The organism is Luteibacter sahnii, assembly GCF_034063545.1.
GTDB lineage: Bacteria > Pseudomonadota > Gammaproteobacteria > Xanthomonadales > Rhodanobacteraceae > Luteibacter > Luteibacter sahnii.
The window spans coordinates 540,019-563,631 of record NZ_JAQLOK010000003.1; the positions used below are offsets into that span (position 1 = coordinate 540,019).

The window sequence follows — 23,613 nt, forward strand, 5'->3', positions numbered from 1 at the left end:
AAGAAGCTGTCGTGTCAGTAGAGTTTCGGTTCGCCCGGCGGACGCGTCTTGAACCGCTTGTGCACCCACAGGTATTGCTCGGGCGCTTCGCGCACCATCTGCTCGATCTGGGCGTTGACGCGGGCGGTGTCGGCCGCGGCGTCCTTCGAGGGGATGCCCTCCAGCGGCGCGCCCAGTCGCAACGCGTAGCCGGTATCGCCCGGCAGGCGGCGATGGAAGAAGGGGATCACCACCGCGTTGGACAATCGGGCGAGGTGGTGCGTGGCCGTGATGGTCGCGGCGGGCACGCCGAAAAAGGGCACGAACACGTTGTCCTTGCTGCGCATGTCCTGATCGGGTGCATACCAGACCGTGCCGCCGGCTTTCATGTACTTGACGGTGCCCCGGATGTCGTCCTTGTCGAACATGGCGTCGGCGTAGTCCAGGCGGGCACGCAGCACGGCGAATTCGAAGACGTCCGAATCCATCCGGCGATACATGCCGGCGATGCGGATGCGCTGCGAGACCAGTCGCGCGCACAGTTCCAGGTGCGAGAAATGACCGCCGACCAGCAGCACGCCGCGCCCGGCGTCCCGCGCGGCCTGGAGATGTTCGAGGCCTTCGACGGTCACCGGTACGCGACCGATCGCGCGTCGGGAGCCCATCCAGCCCAGGGCGAACTCCACCAGCATCATGCCCACGTCGCAGAGGTTGGCCCGTACCAGGGCCTGCTGGGAGGCCGGGTCGAGTTCGGGAAAGCAAAGCGCGATGTTGGTGGCGGCGATGCGCCGCCGCTCCCGGTTCAGGTGCAGGGCAAGGCGCCCGGCCAGGCGGCCCAGGCGCATCAGCCAGCGGAAGGGCAGACGGGCGATCAGCCAGATCACGCCGACGCCGACCCACGCCGGCCAGTGGCGGGGGGCGAGCAGGCGAAGCGACAGGGTGGGACGGGGCATTCCGGGCATGTCCGCCCATTGTAGCGGCTGGGGGGCGGCTATACTCCCCGATCACCTCACCCGCCGGGGTATCCGTGCTGCTGCGCCTGCTCTACAACCTCGCCATGTACCTGTTCACGCCGCTGGTGATGTTGCGGCTGATGGCGCGGGGCATGCGCTACGGCGACTACCACGTGCGCTGGCGCGAGCGTTTCGGCAGCTTCCCGACCCCGCGCCTGAGCGGGTGCCTCTGGGTGCACGCCGTCTCGGTGGGCGAGGTGAACGCCGCGGAGCCCCTGGTCAAGGCCTTGATGGAGGCTTACCCGCACGCCCCCCTGCTGGTCACCACGGTGACGCCCACGGGGTCCGAGCGCGTGCGCCAGCTTTTCGGCGATCGCGTACACAACCTCTACCTCCCCTACGACCTGCCGTTCGCCGTGCGTCGGTTCCTGCGCAACACGCGGCCACGGCTGGCGGTGATCGTCGAGACCGAAATCTGGCCGAACCTCTATTTCGCCTGCCGTCGCCATGGCATTCCCTTGCTCATCGCCAACGCGCGATTGTCCGAGCGGTCCCTGCGAGGCTATGCGCGGATGAGTTCGCTCGTGCGCCGCGCGCTGCGCTGCGTGAGCCACATCGCCGCGCAGTCGCGCACCGACGCCGCGCGCTATCGCCTGCTCGGTGCCGAGCCCAGCCAGCTCACCGTGTGCGGCAACCTCAAGTTCGACATGCCCGTGCCGCAGGCGGCGCTCGAAGGCGGGCGCACGATGCGCGAGGCCTGGGGCGACGGGCGTCCCGTGTGGATCGCCGCCAGCACCCATGAGGGCGAAGAGATGTGCGTGCTCGAGGCGCACCTCGACGTGATGCGGCGCCTGCCCGACGCCCTGCTGCTGATCGCTCCCCGCCATCCGGAGCGCTTCCGTGCCGTGGAAACCTCGGTGCGTAGCCTGGGCTTCACCGTGGCCACGCGCAGCGCCCACGGCGCACCCGGGCACACCACGCAATGCTTCGTCATCGATTCGATGGGCGAGTTGTTGCGCTTCTACGCCGCGGCCGACGTCGCCTTCGTCGGGGGCAGCCTCATCCCCATCGGCGGCCACAACGTGCTCGAGCCCGCCGCGCTTTACAAGCCGGTGCTGGTCGGGCCGCATACCTTCAACTTCGAAGAGATCACCGAGGCGCTCCTGGGCGCCGAGGGCGGCGAGCGCGTGGCCGACGGCGACGGACTCGGCACGGCGGTGCTGTCGATCCTGCGCGACGAGCCGCGCCGTCTTGCCATGGGCCGGGCCGCGCGCCAGGTCTTCGAAAGCGAGCGCGGCTCGGTGGGCAAGGTGATGACGCTGGTGGACGATCTCCTGCAGGAGTGACGCCCCGTTCGCCGCCTGTAAAACGAAACGAGGCGGGCCTGGGCCCGCCTCGTTTCGTTTTGCCGATGCGTCGCCGTTACTGCAGCAGCGCGTTGATCGCTTCCATGTCCTTGATGTCCACCGTGCCGGCGCTCTGCTTGAGCAACAGCTTGTTGAGGATGAACTGGTGGCGCGACTGCGAGTAGTTGCTCAGGGCCTGGGTGAGGTTCTGCTGCGACAGGAGCACGTCGACGATGGTGCGCGTGCCCACCTCGAAACCGGCCTGCGTCGCGTCGCGGGCGCTTTGCGCCGACTCCACGGCTGCCTTGGTCGCTTCGACCTCGCTGATGCCGGCGACCACCGAGCGGTAGTAGTTGAGCGTGTCGCGCACGACCTGGCGACGGGTAACTTCGAGCGAATCCTGCGCGGCGTCGCGCTGGTAGATCGACTGGCGCACGCGCGACTGGGTGTAGCCGCCGGAGAAGATCGGCACGTTCAGGGTCAGGCCCACCGTGGTGGTGCCGCGGCCGTTGGTGCCGACGTTGCTCGATCCGCCCACGCCGGCGTCGTTCTGCGTCCAGGTGTTCGACTTGTTGTAGCTCGCGGTGGCGCTGATGGTCGGCAGGTGACCGGCGCGCGCCGCCGAGATACTGTCCTCGGCCGATTCGACGTTGTACTGCGAGGCAAGCACCGTCGGGTTGTTCTTCACCGCCTGGGCGACCCACGCGTTCGGGTCGTTCGGCGAGGGCGGATCCATCGGCAACTGCTCACGCAGCTTCTTCAGGTTGGTCGACGGTTTGCCGGTGATCTGGGTGAGCGCTTCGCGCGAATCGGCCAGCGTGTTCTCGGCGGTGATCACCTGGGCCACGGCTGAGTCGTGCTGGGCTTTGGCGTCCTGCACGTCGGTGATGGCGGCCAGGCCGACGTCGAAGCGCTGCTGGGCCTGTTCAAGCTGGCGGGCGAGGGCCTGTTCGTTCGCCTTGGCGAAGGTGAGCGCGTCGTCGTTGGTCAGCACCTGGAAATAGGCGGTGGCCACGCGGGTGAACAACTGCTGGGCGGCGGCGTCGTAGGTGGCGTTCTGCGCTTCGGCCGACGAGCGCGCCGCCTTGAGGTCAGCCCACTTGCTGAGATCGACCACCGACTGGCTGACCTGGGCGCCGAGCGTGCGGGTTCGGGTGTGGCCGACGTCGTTGGTGAGCAGCACGTTGCCGTTGGCATCGCGCAGCGGCGTACCGGTGGCGTCGGTGAGCACGTCACGCGAGGCCCCGGACGGGTTCGACTGATTGAGGCTGAGCGAGCCGTTGACCTGTGGGAGCAGGGCCGACCGCGCCTGCGCCACGCCTTCGCCGGTGGCCAGGCGGGTGGAATCGGCCTGCGACAGGGTCGGGTCGTTGGCCCGGGCCAGACGGTAGGCCTCCATCAGGTCTTCCGCGTGGCTCGCGAAGGGCATCGCGGCCAGTGCGAATGCGACGGTGAGCAGCTTCAAGCGCATGGATTCGCCTCGTGAATAAAGGAAAAGCGGGGTATCGTTCAGAGTACGAAGCGCTTCACCGGCGCGGCATGCGCCAGGTAGGGAAGGTCCGTTTCGAAGAGTGCCTCCTCGCGATAACGGCCCTCGCCCTCGTGGGTGAGGAGCACCGCCTTCTGCGCGGGGGAGTCGCCGTGGATGACGAACATGCGGCCACCCGTCGTCAGCCAGCGCACGAAGGTCGCCGGCACCGTATGCACCGCACCCGTGACCACGACGACGTCGAAAACGCCCGCGGGGGTATAACCGTTGACCGCCTCGGCCGTGGCCAGGGTGGCGTTGGTGACGCCCGCCGACACCAGGCGCTCGCGGGCGGCCTCGACGAAGTCGGCGTGCATGTCGATGCTGGTGACCGTGCCGGCCAGACGGGCGAGGCAGGCGGTGAGGTAGCCCGAACCGGTGCCGATCTCCAGCACCTTGTCGGTCTTCTTCAGTTCGAGCGCCTGGAGCACGCGACCCTCGATCACCGGCTTCATCATGACCTCGCCGTGGCCCAGGGGCAGGTTGAGGTCGGCGAAGGCCACGTTGCGGTGGGCGGGTGCGACGAAATCTTCGCGACGCACGGCCTTGAGGGTATCGAGGACGTCGAAGTCGAGGACTTCCCAGGGGCGAACCTGGTTCTCGACCATGTTCTGCCGGGCCTGCTCGAAATTCATCGCCATGGTGTTCTTTCCCGTACGAAAAGCTGCAAAAGGTTCGGAAGGATAAGCGCTGGACGCCCGTTTTCCCATTGAGACAAGGCTGCGGTGCCGGTGCCGCCCGACGAAGTGCCGGAAGTCACCGGACGGGACTGACGGAAGTCATGTCCCCTGCGGCACCGGCCCGCGCCTGAACGGCCGGTTCGGCGACGCTTGCGGAGCCTTGGGAACCGCCCTGGGGCGGCCCCACCTCATTCTAAGGTAGACGAACGACGATGCTCGGTTTTTCCGGCGTCGTGAACGACGTGAACACGCGCTGGAAATAACTGAACCGCCGCGTATAATAAAGTCATAGCCATTGTTTGTGAAGGTGCAGCCATGAACGCCAGCCCGAAACTCAAAACCCAGGGTCCCGGGCGTCCGAAGGACATGGAGAAGCGTGCGGCCATCCTCGACTCGGCGAGGGCCCTGTTTGCCCAGGGCGGCTTCGCCGGTACCAGCATGGACGCGGTCGCCGCGTCCGCCGGGGTCTCCAAGCTCACCGTCTACAGCCATTTCGGCGACAAGGACAACCTCTTCCGTGAGGTGATCCGCGCCCACGTGCAGGAGCGCCTGCCCGACGACCTGTTCGAGGTGCCCCCGGGCGCGGACATCCGGGTGACCCTCAGCAACATCGCCAGTCGCCACGCCGCGATGGAAACCAACAGCGAATCGGTCGGCGCCTTCCGCGCCATCCTTTCCGACTGCCAGGCCACGGGTAACCCCCGTTTCGGCCGGCTGGTGTGGGAAGAAGGCCCCATGCGCATGCATAAACTCATGCAGCGCCTGCTCGAAGACGCCGTGGATCGCGGCCAACTCGAGATCGACGACGTCTCCCGGGCGACCACCCAGTTCCTGGCCTTGCTCAAGGGCGACCTCCTGCTGCGCCGTCTCTTCGGCTGCGAAGACTGCGCCGTGCAGTTCGCCGAAGAAGTGCGCGCCAACGCCCAGGCCGCGGTCGACGTGTTCATGCGCGCCTATGCGCCGCGCAGCGCGGGCGCCTGACGCTCGCATCCTCGTCCCGCTTCTGCTTGAATGGTCGGCGAAGCGGGGGTGCCCATGCGATGCACGGGCTGAGAGAGTCCCTTAGAACCTGATCCGGATCATACCGGCGTAGGAAGCTTCGATCGTGAGCCGTGGTGCCCCTGGTGCCTCCGGCCCGCGTCGGCGCACGTCCGCTTCTCCCTTTCCCGAGCGAGAGTCGAGACGCCGATGAATGCCATGCCCTCTGATCTGGCCCGCGCCGCGCGCGAGCTGTCCGCCTCCGTCACCGAGCCTATCGCCGGTTCCCGCAAGATCCACGTCACCGGCAGCCGGCCCGACCTGCGCGTGCCCATGCGCGAGATCCGCCAGGCCGACACGCCGACGTTATTCGGTGGCGAGGCCAACCCGCCCATCGTGGTCTACGATACGTCCGGGCCATACACCGACCCCAGCCATGCGGTGGACCTGGCGCGGGGCCTGCCGCCGCTGCGCGCCGGGTGGATCCACGAACGCGGGGACGTCGAGTCGTTGCCCGGGCTGTCATCGGCGTTCGGCCGTTCGCGCGCCGACGACGTCCGCCTCGACGCGATCCGCTTCGCCCACCCGCGCACGCCGCTGCGCGCCCGTCCCGGTGCGAACGTCACGCAGATGCATTACGCCCGGCGCGGCATCGTCACGCCGGAAATGGAATACATCGCCCTGCGCGAGAACCAGCGGATCGATGCGCTGGCCGACGGCGCGCTGCGGGCCCAGCATCCCGGCGAGTCGTTCGGTGCGCGCATGCCGCGGCTCATCACGCCCGAATTCGTGCGTGACGAGGTCGCCCGCGGCCGGGCGATCATCCCCGCCAACATCAACCATCCCGAAGCCGAGCCGATGATCATCGGCCGACACTTCCTCACCAAGGTCAACGCCAATATCGGCAACAGCGCGGTGAGTTCGGGCATCGCGGAGGAAGTGGAAAAACTCGTCTGGGCGATCCGCTGGGGCGGCGACACGGTGATGGACCTGTCCACCGGCAAGCACATCCATGAGACGCGCGAGTGGATCCTGCGCAATTCGCCCGTGCCCATCGGCACCGTGCCCATCTATCAGGCGCTGGAGAAGGTCGGCGGCGTCGCCGAGGAACTCACCTGGGAGATCTTCCGCGACACGCTCATCGAACAGGCGGAGCAGGGCGTGGATTACTTCACCATCCACGCCGGCGTGCTGCTGCGCTTCGTGCCGCTGACGGCCAAGCGTGTCACGGGCATCGTCTCTCGAGGCGGCTCGATCATGGCCAAGTGGTGCCTGGCGCATCATCGGGAAAACTTCCTCTATACGCATTTCGAGGACATCTGCGAGATCATGAAGGCCTACGACGTGTCCTTCAGCCTCGGTGACGGCCTGCGTCCGGGCAGCATCGCCGACGCCAACGACGCGGCGCAGTTCGGCGAACTGGACACGCTCGGTGAGCTGACCCAGGTCGCTTGGAAGCACGACGTCCAGTGCATGATCGAGGGCCCCGGCCACGTGCCCATGCACCTGATCAAGGAAAACATGGAACGCCAGCTGGCGGTGTGCCACGAAGCGCCGTTCTATACGCTCGGGCCGCTGACCACCGACATCGCGCCGGGTTACGACCACATCACCAGCGCGATCGGCGCGGCGATGATCGGCTGGTTCGGCACCGCGATGCTCTGCTACGTCACGCCCAAGGAACACCTGGGCCTGCCCAACCGCCAGGACGTGCGCGACGGCATCATCGCGTACAAGATCGCCGCCCACGCGGCCGATCTCGCCAAGGGGCATCCGGGCGCGCAGGTGCGCGACAACGCCCTGTCGAAGGCGCGTTTCGAGTTCCGCTGGGATGACCAGTTCAACCTCGGCCTCGATCCGGACCGCGCGCGCGAATGCCACGACGAGACGATGCCGAAAGACGCGCACAAGTCGGCGCACTTCTGCTCGATGTGCGGCCCGAAGTTCTGCTCGATGAAAATCACCCAGGACGTGCGCGATTACGCCCAGGGCATGGAAGACAAGGCGCTGGAGTTCCGCGAGCAGGGTAGCGAGGTCTACCGCAAGGCCTGAACGGCCCGCCGCCCCGCATGTGCCGGGGCGGCGGCTTACGACAGCAAAACGCACCTGATTCGCATTCGAAAACCCTTCACCCGGATTTCCCGACCCCGGTCCTAACGTCGTCGCCTGAACCCACGTCCCATCCCCCAGGAGACCCAGGCCATGTCCAGCACGAAGCCTTTCATCAGCGATATTGAGAACATCCGTAAGCGCGCTCGCGAGCACATCGACAAGGGTGCCGTGACAGAGGGCTACCGCGCCGACCGCGAAACCGTGATCAAGCTGCTTAACGAAGCGCTGGCCACGGAGATCGTCTGCACGCTGCGCTACAAGTATCACTACTACATGGCGCCGGGCATCCACTCGCAGAGCGTCAAGGCCGAATTCCTGGAACACGCCACACAGGAGCAGGAGCACGCCGACCGCATCGCCGAGCGCATCACCCAGCTCGACGGCACGCCCAATTTCAACCCGGAAGGCCTGCTTTCGCGTAGCCACGCCGACTACGTCGAAGGCGTCGACCTCGTCGACATGATCAAGGAGGACCTCGTCGCCGAGCGCATCGCGATCGACAGCTATCGCGACATCGTCAAGTACATCGGCGACGATGACCCGACCACGCGTCGCATCATGGAAGACATCCTCGCGCAGGAAGAAGAGCACGCCGAAGACATGGCCACCCTGCTGGAAAACCTCGGCAAGAAGGGCGAGTCCGCCGCGCCCTCGAAGCACTGAGCCTGTAAGCTGGGGCAACGTTCACTCACCAAGGAGAACCACGATGAACGCGACCGCTGCCCCAGCGCCCCGGCGCCGGCGCCACCCGTTGACCCTTGCGATCGCCTTGCCGATCGCGTTGATCGTGTTGCTGGTGCTTTTCTTCATGTGGTGGTGGGACACCGAGCCGGAGCAGTTCGACCCGGTGGCGGTCACCACCGCTCACATGAAGTCGGTCGATCGGCCGATTGCGACCGGCGCGGTGACCACCTACACGCTGATCCGCTCGGTGCAGACGCTGATGGACAAGCGCGGCGGCTATCTGAGCAACGACCGGCTGCCGCCGGGCGTGTTCATGGACAATATCCCCAACTGGGAATTCGGCTCGCTGACCGCGTCGCGCGACCTCGTACGTGCCTTGCGCAATGACTTCAGCCGCTCGCAGACGCAGTCCACCGAAGACAAGGCGCTGGGCGAGGCCGATCCCCTGCTCAACAGCCCGAACGATCGCTGGCTTTTCCCCAGTTCGGAGTCGCAGTACGGCAAGGCCGTCGATGACCTGCAGGACTACCTTGGCCGCCTCAGTGACGCACCCGATGGTAATGCGCATTTCTACGCGCGGGCCGACAACCTCGCCGATTACCTGCAGACGGTGTCCACGCGACTGGGCTCGCTGTCTCAGCGTCTCTCCGCCAGCGTGGGCCAGTTGAAGGTCGACGCCGCGCCCAACGCCGATGTGGGCGCGAACGTCGCACCGGCGAAAGCGGTGTACGTGAAGACGCCCTGGAACAAGATCGACGACAACTTCTACGAAGCGCGCGGTTATACCTGGGCGCTGCTGGAGCAGCTCAAGGCGATCCGCCATGATTTCGCCCCGATCCTTCGCTCGAAGAACGCCGACGCTAGCCTGCAGCAGGTGATCCGCGAACTGGAGGAGTCCCAGAAGTCGCTGGGCAGCCCGGTGGTGCTCAACGGTGCGCCCTTCGGGTTCTTCGCCAATCACTCATTGGTGATGGCCAATTACATCTCGCGGGCCAACGCGGCGATCATCGATCTGCGCACGCTGTTGGGCCGTGGCTGAGCCGGGTACGGACCGACGTCGGCGCGCGTAGGGGCGCCGAGGGCTCGCCGGCGTGTTCGCCTCGCGGGTCGGGAAGCCGGTCGGCGGCTGGACCTTCCCGACCGCCCGGCGGCAGGGATCGGCCCAAGCCGGTGCGACGGCGGCACGTACGCAGACGGGATCCACGCGATACCGCCGCACCGGCGCAGGCCGGTGTCCAAGGCCACGCGCGTGGGCCGTCGAGCCAGTACCACCCCGCTTATCGGTGCCCTGGACGTCCCGAGGTCGGCTCCTAGGACGAAAGTCATGGGCCTATCGGCCAACGGCCTGGGCTAAGGTCACAGGCACCGATTCTTCTCCAGGGATTTCCCATGCCATACCGCTGGATTGCGCTGGCCATCGCCCTCACCTTGACGGACATGACCCAAGCCCACGACGTGACGAAGACCCCCGCCCCCGCCGTCCAGGCCGCCGGCGACGACGACAACCTCTGGCTCGACGACATCGACGGCGCAAAGCCCATGGCCTGGGTGAAAGCCGAGAATGCCAAGACCGTGGCCGCCTACGCGCAGAGCCCCGCGTTCAAGACGCTCGACGCCCGCCTGCTGGAGATGCTCGATTCGGAGGCGCGCATCCCCGCCGTCACCAAGATCGGCGACCACTACTACAACCTCTGGCGCGACAAGGCCCACCCCAAGGGCATCTGGCGCCGCACCACGCTGGCTGAATACCGCAAGGACGCCCCGGCGTGGGAAACCATCATCGACGTCGACGCGCTGTCGGCCGCCGAGAAAGAAAACTGGGTATGGCACGGCGTGCAGTGCCTTCGTCCCGCCAACCGCCGCTGCCTGGTCTCCCTGTCGCGCGGCGGTGCCGACGCCGACGTCATCCGCGAGTTCGACCTGACCACGCGTTCGTTCGTCAAGGACGGCTTCACCCTGCCCGAAGCCAAGACCCAGGTCGCCTGGATCGACGACGACCACCTGTTCGTGGCGACCGACTTCGGTCCGGGCTCGATGACCGAGTCGAGCTACCCGCGCATCGTGAAAGAGTGGACGCGCGGCACGCCGCTCGCCTCGGCCAAGGTCGTCTACGAAGGCAAGCCGACGGATATGTCGATCTCGGCCTACCGTGATCTCACGCCGGGCTTCGAGCGCGATTTCGTCCAGCGCGCTCTCGAGTTCTACAACAGCGAAACGTTCGTGCGTGGCAAAGACGGCAAGCTGACTCGCATCGACAAGCCGAACGACGCCGAAGTCGACGTCGAACGCGAATGGATGCTGCTCGAACTGCGCAGCGACTGGACCGTCGGCGGACATACGTATCCCTCCGGTTCGTTGCTGGCGGCGAAGTTCGACGACTACATGGCGGGCAAGCGTGACCTCGTCGCGCTGTTCACCCCCGACGAGCACACCTCGCTCGCGGGCCATTCGTGGACCCGCCATCACCTGTTCCTCAACCTGATGCACGACGTCTCCAGCCAGATCCGCGTGCTCACGCCGACGGACACTGGCCCGTGGACGAGCGAACCGCTGGGCGGCGCACCGGAACTGAGCGCCATGGAGGCTTACGGCATCGATGCGGACGATACCGACGAGTATTTCCTCACGGTCTCGGGATTCATCCAGCCCACCACGCTCTACTACGGCGTGCTCGGCCAGGGTGAGCGCGAGGCGCTCAAGCACACGCCCTCGTTCTTCGACGCGTCGAAATTCGTGGTGAGCCAGCACTTCGCCACGTCGAAGGACGGCACGAAGGTGCCTTACTTCGAAATCGCGCCGAAGGCCCTCAAGGCCGATGGGAGCAACCCGACCCTGGTCTACGGTTACGGCGGTTTCGAGATTTCGCTGCAACCGGCCTATGCGGCCAGCGCCGGCCGCGCCTGGCTGGAGAAGGGCGGCGTCTACGTGATCGCCAACATCCGCGGTGGCGGCGAATACGGCCCGCGCTGGCACCAGGCGGCGATGAAGGCCAACCGTCCTCGCGCCTACGAAGACTTCGCGGCCGTGTCGCAAGACCTCATCGACCGCAAGATCACCACCCCCCGGCACATGGGCATGATGGGCGGCAGCAACGGCGGCCTGCTCGCGGGCAACATGCTGACGACCTACCCGCAGCTCTACGGTGCCGTGGTCAGCCAGGTGGCCCTGCTCGACATGAAGCGCTACCCGCACATGTCCGCCGGCGCCTCGTGGATGGCCGAGTACGGCAACCCCGACAAGCCCGAGGAATGGAAATACATCCAGACCTTCTCGCCGTATCACAACCTGCACAAGGGCACCCGCTACCCGCCGGTGCTGTTCACCACCTCCACCCGCGACGACCGCGTGGGCCCGGTGCACGCACGCAAGATGGCCGCGCGCATGCAGGCGATGGGCCTGGACGCCAGCTTCTACGAGAACATCGAGGGCGGCCACGGAGCGGCGGCGGACAACAAGCAATCGGCGTTCATGAGTGCTCTGGCGTATACGTATCTCTGGGAGCATCTGAAGTAAGCGCGTAGGCGGACGCGAAACCGGGGCGCTCGTTCGGGACCCCGGGGGGCTGGAGGCGCCACGCCACGCGCCCCTGGTCCATCGCCCGTCTGCCGCTTTGCCTCACCCCATGGGGAGGCCGTATCCTTGACGGCTGCTCACCCCTAAAACACCAAGGAACCCCCATGGGCCTGCACCTCGTCCCCGCCGGCAAGAATGTGCCGGACGACATCAACGTCATCATCGAGATTCCCAAGGACGCCGAGCCCGTCAAGTACGAGGTCGACAAGGACAGCGGGGCGATCTTCGTCGACCGCATCCTGTCCACCCCGATGCGCTACCCGTGCAACTACGGCTACGTGCCGGGCACGCTGGGCGGCGATGGCGACCCGCTGGATGCCCTGGTGATCCTGCCCCTGCCGCTCGTGCCGGGCTCGGTGATCCGGTGCCATCCGGTGGGCATGCTCAAGATGACCGACGAAGCCGGTTCGGACGAGAAGCTCGTGGTCGTGCCGGTCGGCAAAATCTTCGCCGGCTATGCCCACATCGACGACATCAAGCAGGTGTCGGGCCACTGGCTCGAGCGCATCGGCCACTTCTTCGAGCACTACAAGGATCTGGAGAAGGGCAAGTGGGTGAAGGTCGAAGGCTGGGTCGGCGCGGTCGAGGCGAAGGCCGAGATCCTCGCGGGCATCGAGCGCTACAAGGCCTCGAAGTAAGCCAGGTCGACATCGCTCCATGAAAAACCCGCCGAGCGATCGGCGGGTTTTTTTCGTCATGCCGGGCGCACCCTGTCTACAGCAGGGGAATCAGCAGCAGCGCCACGATATTGATGATCTTGATCAGCGGATTGACCGCCGGGCCCGCGGTGTCCTTGTAGGGATCGCCCACGGTGTCGCCGGTCACCGCCGCCTTGTGCGCGTCCGAGCCCTTGCCGCCGAAGTGGCCGTCCTCGATGAATTTCTTGGCGTTGTCCCAGGCGCCGCCGCCGGTCGTCATCGAGATGGCCACGAACAGCCCGGTGACGATGGTGCCGATCAACACGCCGCCCAGCGCCTGCGCCCCGGCTTCGGGGCCGCCGAGCCACTTGAAGCCGAAGATCACCACCACCGGCACGAGCACCGGCAGCAGCGACGGCACCAGCATTTCGCGGATTGCCGAGCGGGTGAGCATGTCCACCGCGCGGGAGTAATCCGGTCGCGTGGTCCCCTGCATGATGCCGGCGATCTCACGGAACTGCCGTCGCACTTCCTCCACCACCGCGCCAGCGGCGCGGCCGACGGCCTCCATCGCCATCGCGGCAAAGAGGTACGGAATCAGGCCGCCGATCAGCAGGCCGATGATCACGTAGTGGTTGGACAGGTCGAAGCGCACCTCCGCGCCGCCGAAGTGCAGGCTCAGGTTGTGCGTGTAATCGGCGAACAGCACCAGCGCGGCCAGGCCCGCCGACCCGATGGCATAGCCCTTGGTCACCGCCTTGGTGGTGTTGCCCACGGCGTCCAGGGGATCGGTCACGCCACGCACGTCCGCCGGCAGTTCCGCCATTTCGGCGATGCCGCCGGCGTTGTCCGTGATCGGGCCGTACGCGTCCAGCGCCACCACCATGCCCGTCATGCTGAGCATGGCCGTGGCGGCGATGGCGATGCCGTAGAGGCCGGCGAGCGCGAACGCGCCCCAGATCGCGGCGCAGACCGCGAGCACCGGCAACGCCGTGGCTTTCATCGACACGCCAAGGCCCGCGATGATGTTGGTCGCATGACCGGTGGTGGACGACTGCGCCACGTGGCGCACGGGGCCATACTCGGTGGCGGTGTAGTACTCGGTGATCACCACCATGGCGCCGGTCAGCACCAGGCCGATGAGGGCGCAGCCGTAGATGCGCCCGCTACCATAGGCCGAGTCGGCCATCAGCGATTGCGTGATCGGCCAGAACGCGATCGCCGCGAGCAGCGCCGAAACGAACACGCCCGCGTAGAGCGCGTTCATGATCTTGCCGCCCCGGGTCTTCACGAAGAAGGTGCCGATGACCGAGGCCACGATCGACGCCCCGCCCAGCACGAGCGGGTAAAGCACGCCGGAGGGGCCGGTCTCCGTCGCCATCACGCCGCCAAGCAGCATCGTGGCGATCAGCGTCACCGCGTAGGTCTCGAACAGGTCGGCCGCCATGCCGGCGCAGTCGCCGACGTTGTCGCCCACGTTGTCGGCGATCACGGCGGGGTTGCGCGGGTCGTCCTCGGGAATCCCTGCTTCCACCTTGCCCACCAGGTCGGCGCCCACGTCGGCCCCTTTGGTGAAGATGCCGCCACCCAGGCGGGCGAAGATCGAGATCAGCGACGAGCCGAACGCCAGCCCGACCAGCGCGTGCAGGGCGTGACTCCGTTCGTAGCCCAGGTGCATGAGCGCGCCGTAGTACCCCGCCACGCCGAGCAGGCCCAGTCCGACCACGAGCATGCCGGTGACCGCGCCCCCGCGGAATGCGACCGCCAGGGCAGAAGAAAGGCCGCTGCGGGCGGCCTCGGCGGTACGGACGTTGGCGCGAACGGACACGTTCATGCCGATGTAGCCGGCGGCGCCCGAAAGAATCGCCCCGAGCGCGAAGCCGATGGCCGTGCCCCAGTCGAGGAAGACGCCGATGAGCAGGAGGAGCACGATGCCGACGACGCCGATGGTGGCGTACTGGCGGTTGAGGTAAGCGCGTGCGCCTTCCTGGATGGCCGTCGCGATCGCCTGCATTCGTTCGTTGCCCGGCGATCTGGCCAATACCCAACTGACCGAAAACGCGCCGTACAGAATCGCCACGACCGCACATGCCAGCGCGATCCATAAACCGTACTGTTGCAGCATCGAAGCCTCCCCGAATTGTAGGAGCCCGGCAGGGCTCGTCCCGAGTATAGGCAGGGACGACGGGGAAACCTGTTGTGCGCTGCGCAACCTCGACGCGCGGCCGCTACGCCCTCAGGCGAGCGGCCGCGCGAGGGGCCTAGCGCGACGCGACGTCGAGGATGACGCCGGTGGCGATCGCCACGAGCAGGAAGTCGCTGTTGTCGCGCACCCAGTAGGAGCCGCGCGGCGGCGGACGCAGGCGGTAGTAGCCGTAATCGTTGATCACCACGCGCTGGCCGTAGTAGCGGTGGCCGCGCTCCCAATACCCGTGATGGCGCGGGCCGTAGTAGGGCGGCGGCACATGGTGGGGATAGCGGCCATATCCGTCGTGCGGGCGCGGCGGGGGCGGCGGCGGACGATGCCCGTGCCAACCCCGGTCGTGGTGGTGCGGCGGCCCCGGGGGGCCGCGGTCGTGCCAGCGGTCGTGGTCGGGCGCGGCGAAGGCCGCCGTGGCGGTTGAAAGGGCCAGCGCGGCAAGGGCGGCACGGAAAAGCGTGTTCATGCGAGTCTCCGGTGACGACCGTCATGCCTTGCGGCCGGTCGACAGGGGTCATCGTAAGAACTTATGGCTGAACCGAAAGGTTCACGAAAGGCGGGCCACCGGGCCGCCGCTGCCGTTCGTTCAGGTGATCGAACCGGGTCGGAATTCCAGCCCGGCGGTCTCGGGGCGCCCGTCGAGGAAGAGTGCGGCGCGGCGCTCAGGCGAGCGGGCCAGCACGCGCCCTTCGCGCATCACCAGCAGACGGCCCGCCCGCAGCCGGATCGCTTCGTGCACGTCGCCTGCCTGCAGCAGCACGAGGTCGGCGCGCCGACCCTCGACGAGGCCGTACTCGTCGAGCCCCAGCACGCGCGCGCCGCCGGCGGTGACCGCATCGAAACACCGGGCCACGCCGGCCATCGAGGTCATCTGCGCCACGTGCAGGCCCATGTGCGCCACCTCGAGCATGTCGCCCGAGCCCATGCCATACCAGGGATCCATCGCGCAGTCGTGGCCGAAAGCGACGTTGACGCCCGCGTCGAGCAGCTCGGGCACGCGGGTCATGCCGCGCCGCTTCGGATACGTGTCGTGGCGGCCCTGCAAGGTGATGTTGATCAGCGGGTTGGCGATGGCGTGCACGCCGGCCTCCGCGATGAGCGGCAACAGCTTGGACACGTAGTAGTTGTCCATCGAGTGCATCGAGGTCAGGTGCGATCCGGCGACCCGGCCCTGCAGGCCCGTGCGTAGCGTCTCGGCGGCCAACGTCTCGATGTGGCGGGACATCGGGTCGTCGGACTCGTCGCAGTGCATGTCCACGCGCAGCCCGCGTTCGGCCGCCAGCTCGCACAGCCAGCGGATGGATGCCGCCCCGTCGGCCGTCGTGCGTTCGAAGTGGGGAATGCCGCCGATTACGTCCACGCCCCGGTCCAGCGCGCGAACGAGGTTCGCCTTCGCGTTCGCCGAGCGCAGCAGGCCGTCCTGCGGAAACGCCACCAGCTCCAGGTGCAGGTAGGGCGCCACGCGCCGTTTGACCTCGAGCAAGGCGTCGACGGCGAGCAGGCGGTCGTCGCAGACGTCCACGTGGCTGCGGATGGCCAGCAGGCCCTGGGCCACGGCCATGTCGCAGTAGGCCATGGCCCGGGCCACCAGGGCGTCCATCGTGAGGCGTGGCTTGAGCTCGCCCCAAAGGGCGATGCCCTCGAGCAGGGTGCCCGACGCGTTGAGCCGGGGCAGGCCGAGCGAGAGCGTGGCATCCATGTGGAAATGCGCATCGACGAACGGCGGCGACACCAGCCGGCCGGCCACGTCGATTTCCTCGGCGCCCGTGGCGTCGAGGGCGGGGCGAATGGCGGCGAAGCGGCCGTCGCGGATGCCGATGTCGATGTCCCGACGGCCATCGGGCAGGCACGCGTGGCGGAGGATGAGGTCCATGGATAACTCCGGTCGATCGATGGCCCATGATCGCCGATCGCGCCGGGAAAGGGGCGCGGGCGGGTCCCTTCACGCGGGCGGACGCATCCTGCGGCACCATAGACCGTCCCATGGACCTGCAAGAAAAACTCGCCATCCTCGCGGATGCCGCCAAGTACGACGCCTCGTGCTCGTCCAGTGGCGGCAAGGGCCGCAACTCCCTCGGCACGGGCGGCATCGGCTCGACCGAAGGCATGGGCATCTGCCATGCCTACGCACCCGATGGCCGTTGCATCTCGCTGCTGAAGATCCTGCTGACCAATTTCTGCATCTACGATTGCGCGTACTGTGTCAATCGCCGGTCGAGCAACGTGCGCCGTGCCCGTTTCACGCCGGAAGACGTGGTCGAACTCACGCTGGAGTTCTACCGGCGCAACTACATCGAAGGCCTGTTCCTTTCCTCGGGCATCATCCGCTCGCCGGACTACACGATGGAGCAACTGGTCCGCGTGGCGCGCTCGCTGCGCACCGAGCATCGCTTCGGCGGCTACATCCACCTCAAGACGATTCCCGACGCCTCACCCGAATTGATCGATGCCGCCGGTCGCTGGGCCGACCGTCTCAGCATCAACGTGGAGATGCCGACCGAAACCGGGCTCAAGTCGCTGGCGCCGGAGAAGCACCTGGGCGACATCCGTGGCGCCATGGGACGTCTGCGCCTGGCGATCGACGAAGCCAAGGCCGAGAAGAAAGCGCCGCGCTTCGCCCCGGCGGGGCAGAGCACGCAGATGATCGTGGGCGCGGATGCCGCGAGCGACCGCGACGTGCTGGCGACCAGCACCAATCTCTACACCAACTATCAGCTCCGCCGCGTCTACTACTCGGCCTTCAGTCCGATCCCGGACGCGTCGAAGATCCTGCCCCTGAAGCCGCCGCCGCTGGTGCGCGAGCATCGCCTTTACCAGGCCGACTGGCTGATGCGGTTCTACGGCTTCGCCGCGGACGAGATCGCTCCGCCCGGCGACAGCGGCATGCTGCCGTTGGACATCGATCCGAAGCTCGGCTGGGCACTGCGCCATCGCGACCGGTTTCCCGTCGACGTGAACCGCGCGTCGCGCGACATGCTCCTGCGCGTGCCGGGGCTGGGCGTGAAGACGGTCGACAAGATGATCGCGATGCGCGCGCACAAGCGCATCCGCTACGACGACCTCGTGCGCCTGCGCGTGCCGGTGCGCAAGGTCGCGCCGTTTGTCGAGACGGTGGACCACCGCCCCCGCGGCGACCGCGAGAGCCTCGCATTGCGGCGTGACCTGCGCGAACCGGCGCAGCCCGACCTGTTCGGTTGATGTACCGCGTCACGCTCGACGACGCGTCCGACCTCGACGCCTGGCGGAACACCGCGCGCGCCCTGCTGCTGGCGGGCGTCGCGCCCGCGGACGTCGCCTGGCAAAGCGCCGGCGACAGCCTGTTCGGCGAGGCCGGCGACACCCTGCCGCCGCCGCGCGCGACCCGTGTACCCGCCGTGCCCCGTCGCTTTCTCGCGCTGGCCGGCGTGGTGCTCGCGCACACCGATCCGCGTCGGCATGCGGTGCTGTATCGCATGCTGTGGCGGCTTGCCGACGGAGAGAAAAGCCTGCTCGACCTGGCGACCGACGATGACGTGCGCTGGGCCTACACCTGCGCCAAGCAGGTCACCCGCGACATGCACAAGATGAAGGCGTTTGTCCGCTTCCGCGAAGTGCGCCTGGACAACGAAAGCGTGTATGTCGCATGGTTCGAGCCGACGCACGACATCGTCACGCGGGTCGCGCCGTTCTTCGTGCGCCGGTTCACCGGCATGCGCTGGTCGTTGCTCACCCCGTCACGCACCGCCCACTGGGACGGCGCCACGCTCTCGTTCGGGCCCGGGGCGCAACGCGCGGACGCGCCGTCGGACGACGCGCTCGAAGACCTGTGGCGAACCTACTACGCCAGCATCTTCAACCCGGCCCGCCTGAAAGTGGACGCGATGCGCCGCGAGATGCCGGTGCGCTACTGGAAAAACCTCCCGGAAGCGCGGCTCATCCCCGAACTGGTGCGCGATGCGCTGCCGAGGATGCAGGCCATGGTCGAGAAGCAACCCACGGTCCCGAAGAAAAAGATCACGCCGTTGCAGAAGGCGGTGGACGACGCGCCCGAGGGGAGCCTCACTGCCTTGCGCAGGCAGGCGCGCGACTGCCGTGCGTGCGAGCTGTGGAAGCCCGCCACGCAGACGGTCTTCGGCGAGGGGCCGGCGCATGCGCGCGTGGTGGTGATCGGCGAGCAGCCCGGCGACCAGGAAGACCTTGCCGGCAAGCCGTTCGTCGGCCCGGCGGGCAAGCTGTTCGACAAGGCGCTGGGCGAGGCCGGGATCGAACGCGACCAGCTCTACGTGACCAACACGGTGAAGCATTTCCGCTTCGAACCCCGTGGCAAGGTGCGCCTGCACAAGCGTGCCAGCGCCGAACAGCAGGCCGCCTGCCGTCCGTGGCTGGCGGCGGAGATCGACCGTATCCAGCCCGCGGCGCTGGTCTGCCTGGGCGCGATGGCCGCCCAAGCCGTGTTCGGGGCATCGTTCCGGCTGATGGCACAACGTGGCGCCTGGATCGACCTTCCCGACGGCCGCCGCGCGATGGCGACCGTGCATCCGTCCTACCTGCTGCGCGTGCCCGATCCCGACGAACGCGAGCAGGCCTACGCGCAGTTCGTCCGCGATCTCACCCTCATGCGCGAGGCCCTGTAGGAGGGCACCGCGCGCGACCGAACGTCGGGTGCCCGCTGCCCTAGGACGCCGCCTTGAACTTCTTCAGCTTCTTCGGCACCGCGGTGTTCCTCAGGCTCACGTACACCGGCAGGCCATCCTCGCCGAACGGCGGCGGCAGCTCGCCCTGGATCAGCGGTGCCAGGTAGCGTCGTGCCGCCGCGGTGATGCCGAAGCCGTCCTTGGACATGAAGTTCTTCGGCATCTTCTTCTCGTGGTTGGCGATCTTGTCCAGCGGCGCCGCTTCGATCGTCCATTTGTAGGGCTCGTCGGACACCCGCACGATCACCGGCATCACCGCGTTGAGGCCTTCGGCGGCGTATTCCACGGCCTTCTTGCCGACCGCGTAGGCCTGGTCGACGTCGGTCCGTGACGCGATGTGCCGTGCCGAGCGCTGCAGGTAGTCGGGCAGGGCCCAGTGACACTTGAAGCCCAGCTTCTCGCGCACCAGGGCGACCAGCACGGGCGCAACGCCGCCCAGCTGCGCATGCCCGAAGGCGTCGCGGGCGCCCGATTCGGCGAGAAAGCGCCCCTGGGCATCCTTCACGCCCTCCGACGCCACCACGGTGCAGTAGCCGACCTTGTCGACCGTTGTCTGCACGCGGGCGAGGAATGCCTCGGGATCGAACACATTCTCGGGGAACAGGATCACATGCGGCGGATCGCCCGCCTTGCTGCCGGCCAGGCCGGCGGCCGCGGCGATCCAGCCGGCGTGGCGTCCCATCACTTCGATGACGAACACCTTGGTCGAGGTATCCGCCATCGACGCCACGTCGAGGCTCGCCTCGCGCACCGACAGGGCGGTGTACTTGGCCACCGAGCCGAAGCCGGGGCAGGTGTCGGTGACCACGAGGTCGTTGTCGATCGTCTTCGGCACGCCGATGCAGTTCACGTCGTAGCCGAGGGCATGGCCGATCTTCGACACCTTGTTCGCGGTGTCGGCCGAGTCGTTGCCGCCGTTGTAGAGGAAGGTACGGATGTCGTGCGCCCGGAACACCTCGATGAGCCGCTCGTATTCGGCGCGGTTCTCCTCCAGCGACTTCAGCTTGTAGCGGCACGAGCCGAAGGCGCCACCCGGCGTGTGCCTGAGCGCGGCGATGGACGCCTTCGCCTCCTTGGTGGTGTCGATCAAGTCCTCGCGCAACGCGCCGAGGATGCCGTTGCGGGCGGCATACACCACCATGCCTTTGTCGCGCGCGGTTTCGATCACGCCGGCGGCGGTGGCGTTGATAACGGCGGAGACGCCGCCCGACTGGGCGTAGAGGATCTTGCCGGCGGCCATGCTTGGCTCCTTCTGCGTGAGGGTGGCCCAGCGTAACCCCTGCCACGTCGACGCGGTGCCTGCGGCGCCTTGCCACGCTCCTGTCATGATGGTTTGACGGGGTGGCCCCCCGGCCGCTACCTTGAGACCCATTTTCTCGTGCCCGGTGGCGGTTCCTAGGAACCCGCGCCCGGCGAAACGGAGCTTTCATGCGACTCGTGCTATTCGGCGCGCCCGGTTCGGGCAAGGGCACCCAGGCCGCCCGCCTCAAGGAAGACCTGGGCATTCCGCACATTTCCACCGGTGATCTCCTGCGCGCGGAAATCAAAGCCGAGTCCGAACTGGGCAGAAAGGCCAAGTCGCTCATGGACGCCGGCCAGTTGCTGCCCGACGACATCATGCTCGGCATCATCGAAGACCGCCTGAGCCAGCCGGACGCCAAACCCGGGTTCATCCTCGACGGCTACCCGCGCAATCTTGCCCAGGCCGATGCCCTCGACGGCGTGCTGGCGCGCATCGGCCAGCCGCTCGACGTGGTCATCAAGCTCGAGGTGCCCGACCAGGCCATCCTCGACCGCTGCGTGGTCCGGTTCGAAAACGAAGGACGTCCCGACGACAACCCGGATACCGTCAAGAAGCGCCTGGGCATCTACGCCGACCAGACCGCGCCGGTCGCCGGCTTCTACGAGAAGCGCGGCAAGCTCAAGGTCGTCGACGGCGTCGGCGAACTCGACGACGTCACCGCCCGCATCAAGGCGGCGCTGCCGCAGGCCACCGCCGCCAGCGCCTGACCCTCCCGGCCCGCCGTCTCCGGCGGGCCTGCCGCACGGCGCCTGAGCGCCCCGACGAGCCCAACCATGCGCGTCCATATCCTTGGTATCTCCGGCACCTTCATGGGCGGCGTGGCCGCGCTCGCGCGCGAACTGGGCCTGACCGTCGAAGGCTCCGACGCCAACGTCTATCCGCCGATGAGCACCCAGCTCGAACGGCTCGGCATCCAGCTGATGCAGGGCTACCACGCGGCGCACCTGCAGCCCGCGCCCGACCTGGTCGTGGTCGGCAACGCGATGACCCGCGGCAACCCGGCCGTGGAATACATGCTCGACGAAGGCATGCGCTACGTGTCCGGCCCGCAGTGGCTGGGCGAAACGCTGCTGGGCGGCCGCGAGGTGCTCGCGGTGGCCGGCACGCACGGCAAAACCACCACCACGAGCCTGCTGGCCTATCTTCTCGAGCAGGCCGGGCAGTCGCCGGGTTTCCTCATCGGCGGCGTGCCCGGCAACTTCGAGGTATCCGCGCGGCGCGGGCAGGGCAAGCCGTTCGTGATCGAGGCCGACGAATACGATTCGGCGTTCTTCGACAAGCGCTCGAAGTTCGTCCACTACCGGCCGCGCATCGCCATCCTCAACAACCTCGAATACGACCACGCCGACATCTTCCCCGACGTGGCCGCCATCCAGCGCCAGTTCCACCACCTGGTGCGTACGGTGCCGGGTAACGGCCGGCTCATCGTCAACGCCGAGGACCGCTACCTCGCGCAGGTGCTGGCGATGGGCGCGTGGACACCGGTGGAAACCTTCGGCATCGCGACCGGCGACTGGCGTGCCGAACTGCTCGCCGCGGACGGCTCGCACTTCCGCGTGTCTCACCATGGCACGGTGCTGGGTGAGGTGCGCTGGAACGCCCTGGGCCGGCACAACGTGATGAATGCGCTCGCGGCGCTCGCGGCCGCGCACGCCGCGGGCGCGGATCCCGTCGCGTTGCTGCCCGCGTTCGCCGGTTTCGCCAGCGCCCGCCGTCGCATGGAGGTGATCGGCCAGGCGCGTGGCGTGACGGTCTACGACGACTTCGCCCACCATCCGACCGCCATCGCCACCACCCTTGCGGGGTTGCGCGCGAAGGTGGGCGCCGGTCGCATCCTGGTGGCGCTCGAACCCCGGTCGAATTCGATGCGGCTGGGCGCGCACGCCGACGCGCTGGCACCGTCGCTGACCGATGCCGATCGCGTGGTGTTCCTGCACCGACCTGAACTGCCCTGGGACGCCGGCAAGGTGACCGACGCACTCGACGGGCGCGGCGACACCGTGCCCGCGGTGGACGACCTCGTGGCCTGGCTCGCGCACGAGGCGCGCGACGGCGACCATGTGGTGTTCATGTCCAACGGCGGTTTCGAAAATGCGCCGCGGCGCTTCTTTGCCGCGCTCGACGCGGGTTAGACTGGCGGGCATGGCCGCGAGCACGCCCGCCCACGATTTGCCGCTGTTTCCCCTGTCGAACGTCCTCTTCCCGGACGGTCACCTCCAGCTGCGCATCTTCGAACCGCGTTACCTCGACCTGGTGCGCGAATGCACGCGTACCGGGCGTCCGTTCGGCGTGTGCATGATTCTCGACGGTCGCGAGGCAGGGCAGCCGGCGATTCCCGCCGCGGTCGGCACGCTCGCCACCATCACCGATTTCCATACCCGCGACGACGGCTTGCTCGGTATCGTGGCCAAGGGCGAAGAGCGCTTCCGCGTGCTGCGAACCCGGGTCCGCTCCGACGGGCAGGTGCGTGGGGACATCCAGCGCTGGGCACCGGAAGACACCCTCCCGGTACCGCCCGAGTTCGGTCTGCTCGCCACCATCCTCGAGCGCCTGGCCGAGCAGATGATGCCGTCGTGGCGCCACGACGTGGCCGCGCGCGCCGACGACGCCAGTTGGGTGGGGTTTCGCCTGTGCGAATTGCTGCCGCTGGACGCCAATGAGTGCCAGCACATGCTCGAGCTCGACGATCCGCTGCAGCGCCTGGCCGAGTTGCGCGACATCCTCCCGCGTTTCCAGCGCGGTTGAGTCGCGGCGGCGTCCGCCGCCGCCCCGGCATCCCCAGCCGTTGCAGGTGACGACGGCTAGCCCGTTTGGCGTATGGCCGCTTTCGGCACGCCGTTATAAGTTCGCAAGAAGTCGCCGCCGCCCGAAGGCGCGGTGGAAACGTGGGGCTTGCCGACGGCAGGGGGTGTCGGTGGCGGGTCCGGATCGCCCGCGAAAGGCCGCAGCAGGCCACTGACACACAT

Annotated in this window: 19 protein-coding genes and 1 riboswitch; of the genes, 12 read left to right on the top strand and 7 right to left on the bottom strand. The window is 67.6% G+C overall.

All coding sequences use genetic code 11. The features are described from left to right. Positions 1 to 14: 14 nt before the first annotated feature. Positions 15 to 932, bottom strand: coding sequence for an LpxL/LpxP family Kdo(2)-lipid IV(A) lauroyl/palmitoleoyl acyltransferase (lpxL, locus tag PI246_RS12780; protein WP_320551676.1), 918 nt, complete (start codon positions 930 to 932; stop codon positions 15 to 17). Between the two features lie 80 nt (positions 933 to 1,012). Here lpxL and waaA point away from each other — a divergent pair, with 80 nt between their 5' ends. Next, on the top strand, positions 1,013 to 2,278 hold the full coding sequence (waaA, locus tag PI246_RS12785; RefSeq protein ID WP_320551713.1) for a lipid IV(A) 3-deoxy-D-manno-octulosonic acid transferase: 1,266 nt from the start codon (positions 1,013 to 1,015) through the stop codon (positions 2,276 to 2,278). 76 nt (positions 2,279 to 2,354) lie between these two features. On the opposite strand, the gene PI246_RS12790 is transcribed toward waaA, so the two are convergent. Together PI246_RS12790 and PI246_RS12795 are read right to left on the bottom strand one after the other, a co-directional pair. Beyond that, a complete protein-coding gene (locus PI246_RS12790; protein ID WP_320551677.1) occupies positions 2,355 to 3,749 on the bottom strand; it encodes a TolC family outer membrane protein in 1,395 nt (464 codons plus the stop codon). Between the two features lie 38 nt (positions 3,750 to 3,787). After that, positions 3,788 to 4,447 carry a protein-L-isoaspartate O-methyltransferase family protein gene (locus PI246_RS12795; protein ID WP_320551678.1) on the bottom strand — a complete coding sequence of 220 codons (660 nt, stop codon included), beginning with the start codon at positions 4,445 to 4,447 and terminating at the stop codon, positions 3,788 to 3,790. 354 nt (positions 4,448 to 4,801) lie between these two features. On the opposite strand from PI246_RS12795, the gene PI246_RS12800 reads away from it, so the two are divergent. From PI246_RS12800 to ppa, 6 genes are all read left to right on the top strand, one after another. Continuing rightward, entirely contained in the window at positions 4,802 to 5,467 is a 666-nt protein-coding gene (locus PI246_RS12800; RefSeq protein ID WP_320551679.1) for a TetR/AcrR family transcriptional regulator, read from the top strand. A 34-nt stretch (positions 5,468 to 5,501) separates the two neighbouring features. Next, positions 5,502 to 5,599, top strand: a riboswitch (TPP riboswitch). A 75-nt stretch (positions 5,600 to 5,674) separates the two neighbouring features. Beyond that, positions 5,675 to 7,516, top strand: coding sequence for a phosphomethylpyrimidine synthase ThiC (gene thiC, locus PI246_RS12805; protein WP_320551680.1), 1,842 nt, complete (start codon positions 5,675 to 5,677; stop codon positions 7,514 to 7,516). Positions 7,517 to 7,666: 150 nt separating this feature from the next. Further along, complete coding sequence (locus tag PI246_RS12810) at positions 7,667 to 8,239, top strand: ferritin-like domain-containing protein (RefSeq protein ID WP_320551681.1); 573 nt, start codon at positions 7,667 to 7,669, stop codon at positions 8,237 to 8,239. Between the two features lie 43 nt (positions 8,240 to 8,282). After that, positions 8,283 to 9,299 (top strand): DUF2333 family protein, encoded by a 1,017-nt coding sequence (locus PI246_RS12815; protein ID WP_320551682.1) that lies wholly within the window; start codon positions 8,283 to 8,285, stop codon positions 9,297 to 9,299. A 350-nt stretch (positions 9,300 to 9,649) separates the two neighbouring features. Then, entirely contained in the window at positions 9,650 to 11,773 is a 2,124-nt protein-coding gene (locus tag PI246_RS12820) for a prolyl oligopeptidase family serine peptidase (protein ID WP_320551683.1), read from the top strand. 164 nt (positions 11,774 to 11,937) lie between these two features. Next, positions 11,938 to 12,471 (top strand): inorganic diphosphatase, encoded by a 534-nt coding sequence (gene ppa, locus PI246_RS12825; RefSeq protein ID WP_320551684.1) that lies wholly within the window; start codon positions 11,938 to 11,940, stop codon positions 12,469 to 12,471. A gap of 76 nt (positions 12,472 to 12,547) precedes the next feature. Here the strand turns inward: ppa and PI246_RS12830 are convergent, their stop codons facing one another. The 3 genes from PI246_RS12830 to PI246_RS12840 form a co-directional block, all read right to left on the bottom strand. Further along, on the bottom strand, positions 12,548 to 14,596 hold the full coding sequence (locus PI246_RS12830) for a sodium-translocating pyrophosphatase (protein WP_320551685.1): 2,049 nt from the start codon (positions 14,594 to 14,596) through the stop codon (positions 12,548 to 12,550). 136 nt (positions 14,597 to 14,732) lie between these two features. After that, positions 14,733 to 15,137 (bottom strand): RcnB family protein, encoded by a 405-nt coding sequence (locus PI246_RS12835; RefSeq protein WP_320551686.1) that lies wholly within the window; start codon positions 15,135 to 15,137, stop codon positions 14,733 to 14,735. Positions 15,138 to 15,257: 120 nt separating this feature from the next. After that, the gene (locus PI246_RS12840; RefSeq protein ID WP_320551687.1) at positions 15,258 to 16,544 is read right to left on the bottom strand and encodes an amidohydrolase family protein; all 1,287 of its coding nucleotides are present in this window, start codon (positions 16,542 to 16,544) and stop codon (positions 15,258 to 15,260) included. Positions 16,545 to 16,654: 110 nt separating this feature from the next. Here PI246_RS12840 and PI246_RS12845 point away from each other — a divergent pair, with 110 nt between their 5' ends. Beyond that, positions 16,655 to 17,869, top strand: coding sequence for a putative DNA modification/repair radical SAM protein (locus PI246_RS12845; protein WP_407069810.1), 1,215 nt, complete (start codon positions 16,655 to 16,657; stop codon positions 17,867 to 17,869). Further along, on the top strand, positions 17,869 to 19,284 hold the full coding sequence (locus tag PI246_RS12850; RefSeq protein ID WP_320551688.1) for a UdgX family uracil-DNA binding protein: 1,416 nt from the start codon (positions 17,869 to 17,871) through the stop codon (positions 19,282 to 19,284). Before PI246_RS12845 ends, PI246_RS12850 begins: the two co-directional genes overlap by 1 nt. 40 nt (positions 19,285 to 19,324) lie before the next feature. Here the strand turns inward: PI246_RS12850 and PI246_RS12855 are convergent, their stop codons facing one another. Next, positions 19,325 to 20,584: a 6-phosphofructokinase gene (locus tag PI246_RS12855; RefSeq protein ID WP_320551689.1), complete on the bottom strand. Its 1,260-nt coding sequence runs from the start codon at positions 20,582 to 20,584 to the stop codon at positions 19,325 to 19,327. A 188-nt stretch (positions 20,585 to 20,772) separates the two neighbouring features. On the opposite strand from PI246_RS12855, the gene PI246_RS12860 reads away from it, so the two are divergent. The 3 genes from PI246_RS12860 to PI246_RS12870 all read left to right on the top strand — a co-directional run bounded on the left by PI246_RS12860 (position 20,773) and on the right by PI246_RS12870 (position 23,392). Further along, complete coding sequence (locus PI246_RS12860; protein ID WP_320551690.1) at positions 20,773 to 21,354, top strand: adenylate kinase; 582 nt, start codon at positions 20,773 to 20,775, stop codon at positions 21,352 to 21,354. Positions 21,355 to 21,420: 66 nt separating this feature from the next. Next, positions 21,421 to 22,779, top strand: coding sequence for a UDP-N-acetylmuramate:L-alanyl-gamma-D-glutamyl-meso-diaminopimelate ligase (mpl, locus tag PI246_RS12865; protein ID WP_320551691.1), 1,359 nt, complete (start codon positions 21,421 to 21,423; stop codon positions 22,777 to 22,779). Positions 22,780 to 22,789: 10 nt separating this feature from the next. Continuing rightward, positions 22,790 to 23,392, top strand: a complete 603-nt coding sequence (locus PI246_RS12870; protein ID WP_320551692.1) for an LON peptidase substrate-binding domain-containing protein — start codon at positions 22,790 to 22,792, stop codon at positions 23,390 to 23,392. The last annotated feature ends 221 nt before the right edge of the window (positions 23,393 to 23,613 follow it).

What these genes read in the sequence shown, in the direction of transcription:
- lpxL (WP_320551676.1), bottom strand. Translation starts at nt 932, where the DNA reads ATGCCCCGTCCCACCCTGTCGCTTCGCCTGCTCGCCCCCCGCCACTGG.
- PI246_RS12790 (WP_320551677.1), bottom strand. Translation starts at nt 3,749, where the DNA reads ATGCGCTTGAAGCTGCTCACCGTCGCATTCGCACTGGCCGCGATGCCC.
- PI246_RS12795 (WP_320551678.1), bottom strand. Translation starts at nt 4,447, where the DNA reads ATGGCGATGAATTTCGAGCAGGCCCGGCAGAACATGGTCGAGAACCAG.
- PI246_RS12800 (WP_320551679.1), top strand. Translation starts at nt 4,802, where the DNA reads ATGAACGCCAGCCCGAAACTCAAAACCCAGGGTCCCGGGCGTCCGAAG.
- thiC (WP_320551680.1), top strand. Translation starts at nt 5,675, where the DNA reads ATGAATGCCATGCCCTCTGATCTGGCCCGCGCCGCGCGCGAGCTGTCC.
- PI246_RS12810 (WP_320551681.1), top strand. Translation starts at nt 7,667, where the DNA reads ATGTCCAGCACGAAGCCTTTCATCAGCGATATTGAGAACATCCGTAAG.
- PI246_RS12815 (WP_320551682.1), top strand. Translation starts at nt 8,283, where the DNA reads ATGAACGCGACCGCTGCCCCAGCGCCCCGGCGCCGGCGCCACCCGTTG.
- PI246_RS12820 (WP_320551683.1), top strand. Translation starts at nt 9,650, where the DNA reads ATGCCATACCGCTGGATTGCGCTGGCCATCGCCCTCACCTTGACGGAC.
- ppa (WP_320551684.1), top strand. Translation starts at nt 11,938, where the DNA reads ATGGGCCTGCACCTCGTCCCCGCCGGCAAGAATGTGCCGGACGACATC.
- PI246_RS12830 (WP_320551685.1), bottom strand. Translation starts at nt 14,596, where the DNA reads ATGCTGCAACAGTACGGTTTATGGATCGCGCTGGCATGTGCGGTCGTG.
- PI246_RS12835 (WP_320551686.1), bottom strand. Translation starts at nt 15,137, where the DNA reads ATGAACACGCTTTTCCGTGCCGCCCTTGCCGCGCTGGCCCTTTCAACC.
- PI246_RS12840 (WP_320551687.1), bottom strand. Translation starts at nt 16,544, where the DNA reads ATGGACCTCATCCTCCGCCACGCGTGCCTGCCCGATGGCCGTCGGGAC.
- PI246_RS12845 (WP_407069810.1), top strand. Translation starts at nt 16,655, where the DNA reads ATGGACCTGCAAGAAAAACTCGCCATCCTCGCGGATGCCGCCAAGTAC.
- PI246_RS12850 (WP_320551688.1), top strand. Translation starts at nt 17,869, where the DNA reads ATGTACCGCGTCACGCTCGACGACGCGTCCGACCTCGACGCCTGGCGG.
- PI246_RS12855 (WP_320551689.1), bottom strand. Translation starts at nt 20,584, where the DNA reads ATGGCCGCCGGCAAGATCCTCTACGCCCAGTCGGGCGGCGTCTCCGCC.
- PI246_RS12860 (WP_320551690.1), top strand. Translation starts at nt 20,773, where the DNA reads ATGCGACTCGTGCTATTCGGCGCGCCCGGTTCGGGCAAGGGCACCCAG.
- mpl (WP_320551691.1), top strand. Translation starts at nt 21,421, where the DNA reads ATGCGCGTCCATATCCTTGGTATCTCCGGCACCTTCATGGGCGGCGTG.
- PI246_RS12870 (WP_320551692.1), top strand. Translation starts at nt 22,790, where the DNA reads ATGGCCGCGAGCACGCCCGCCCACGATTTGCCGCTGTTTCCCCTGTCG.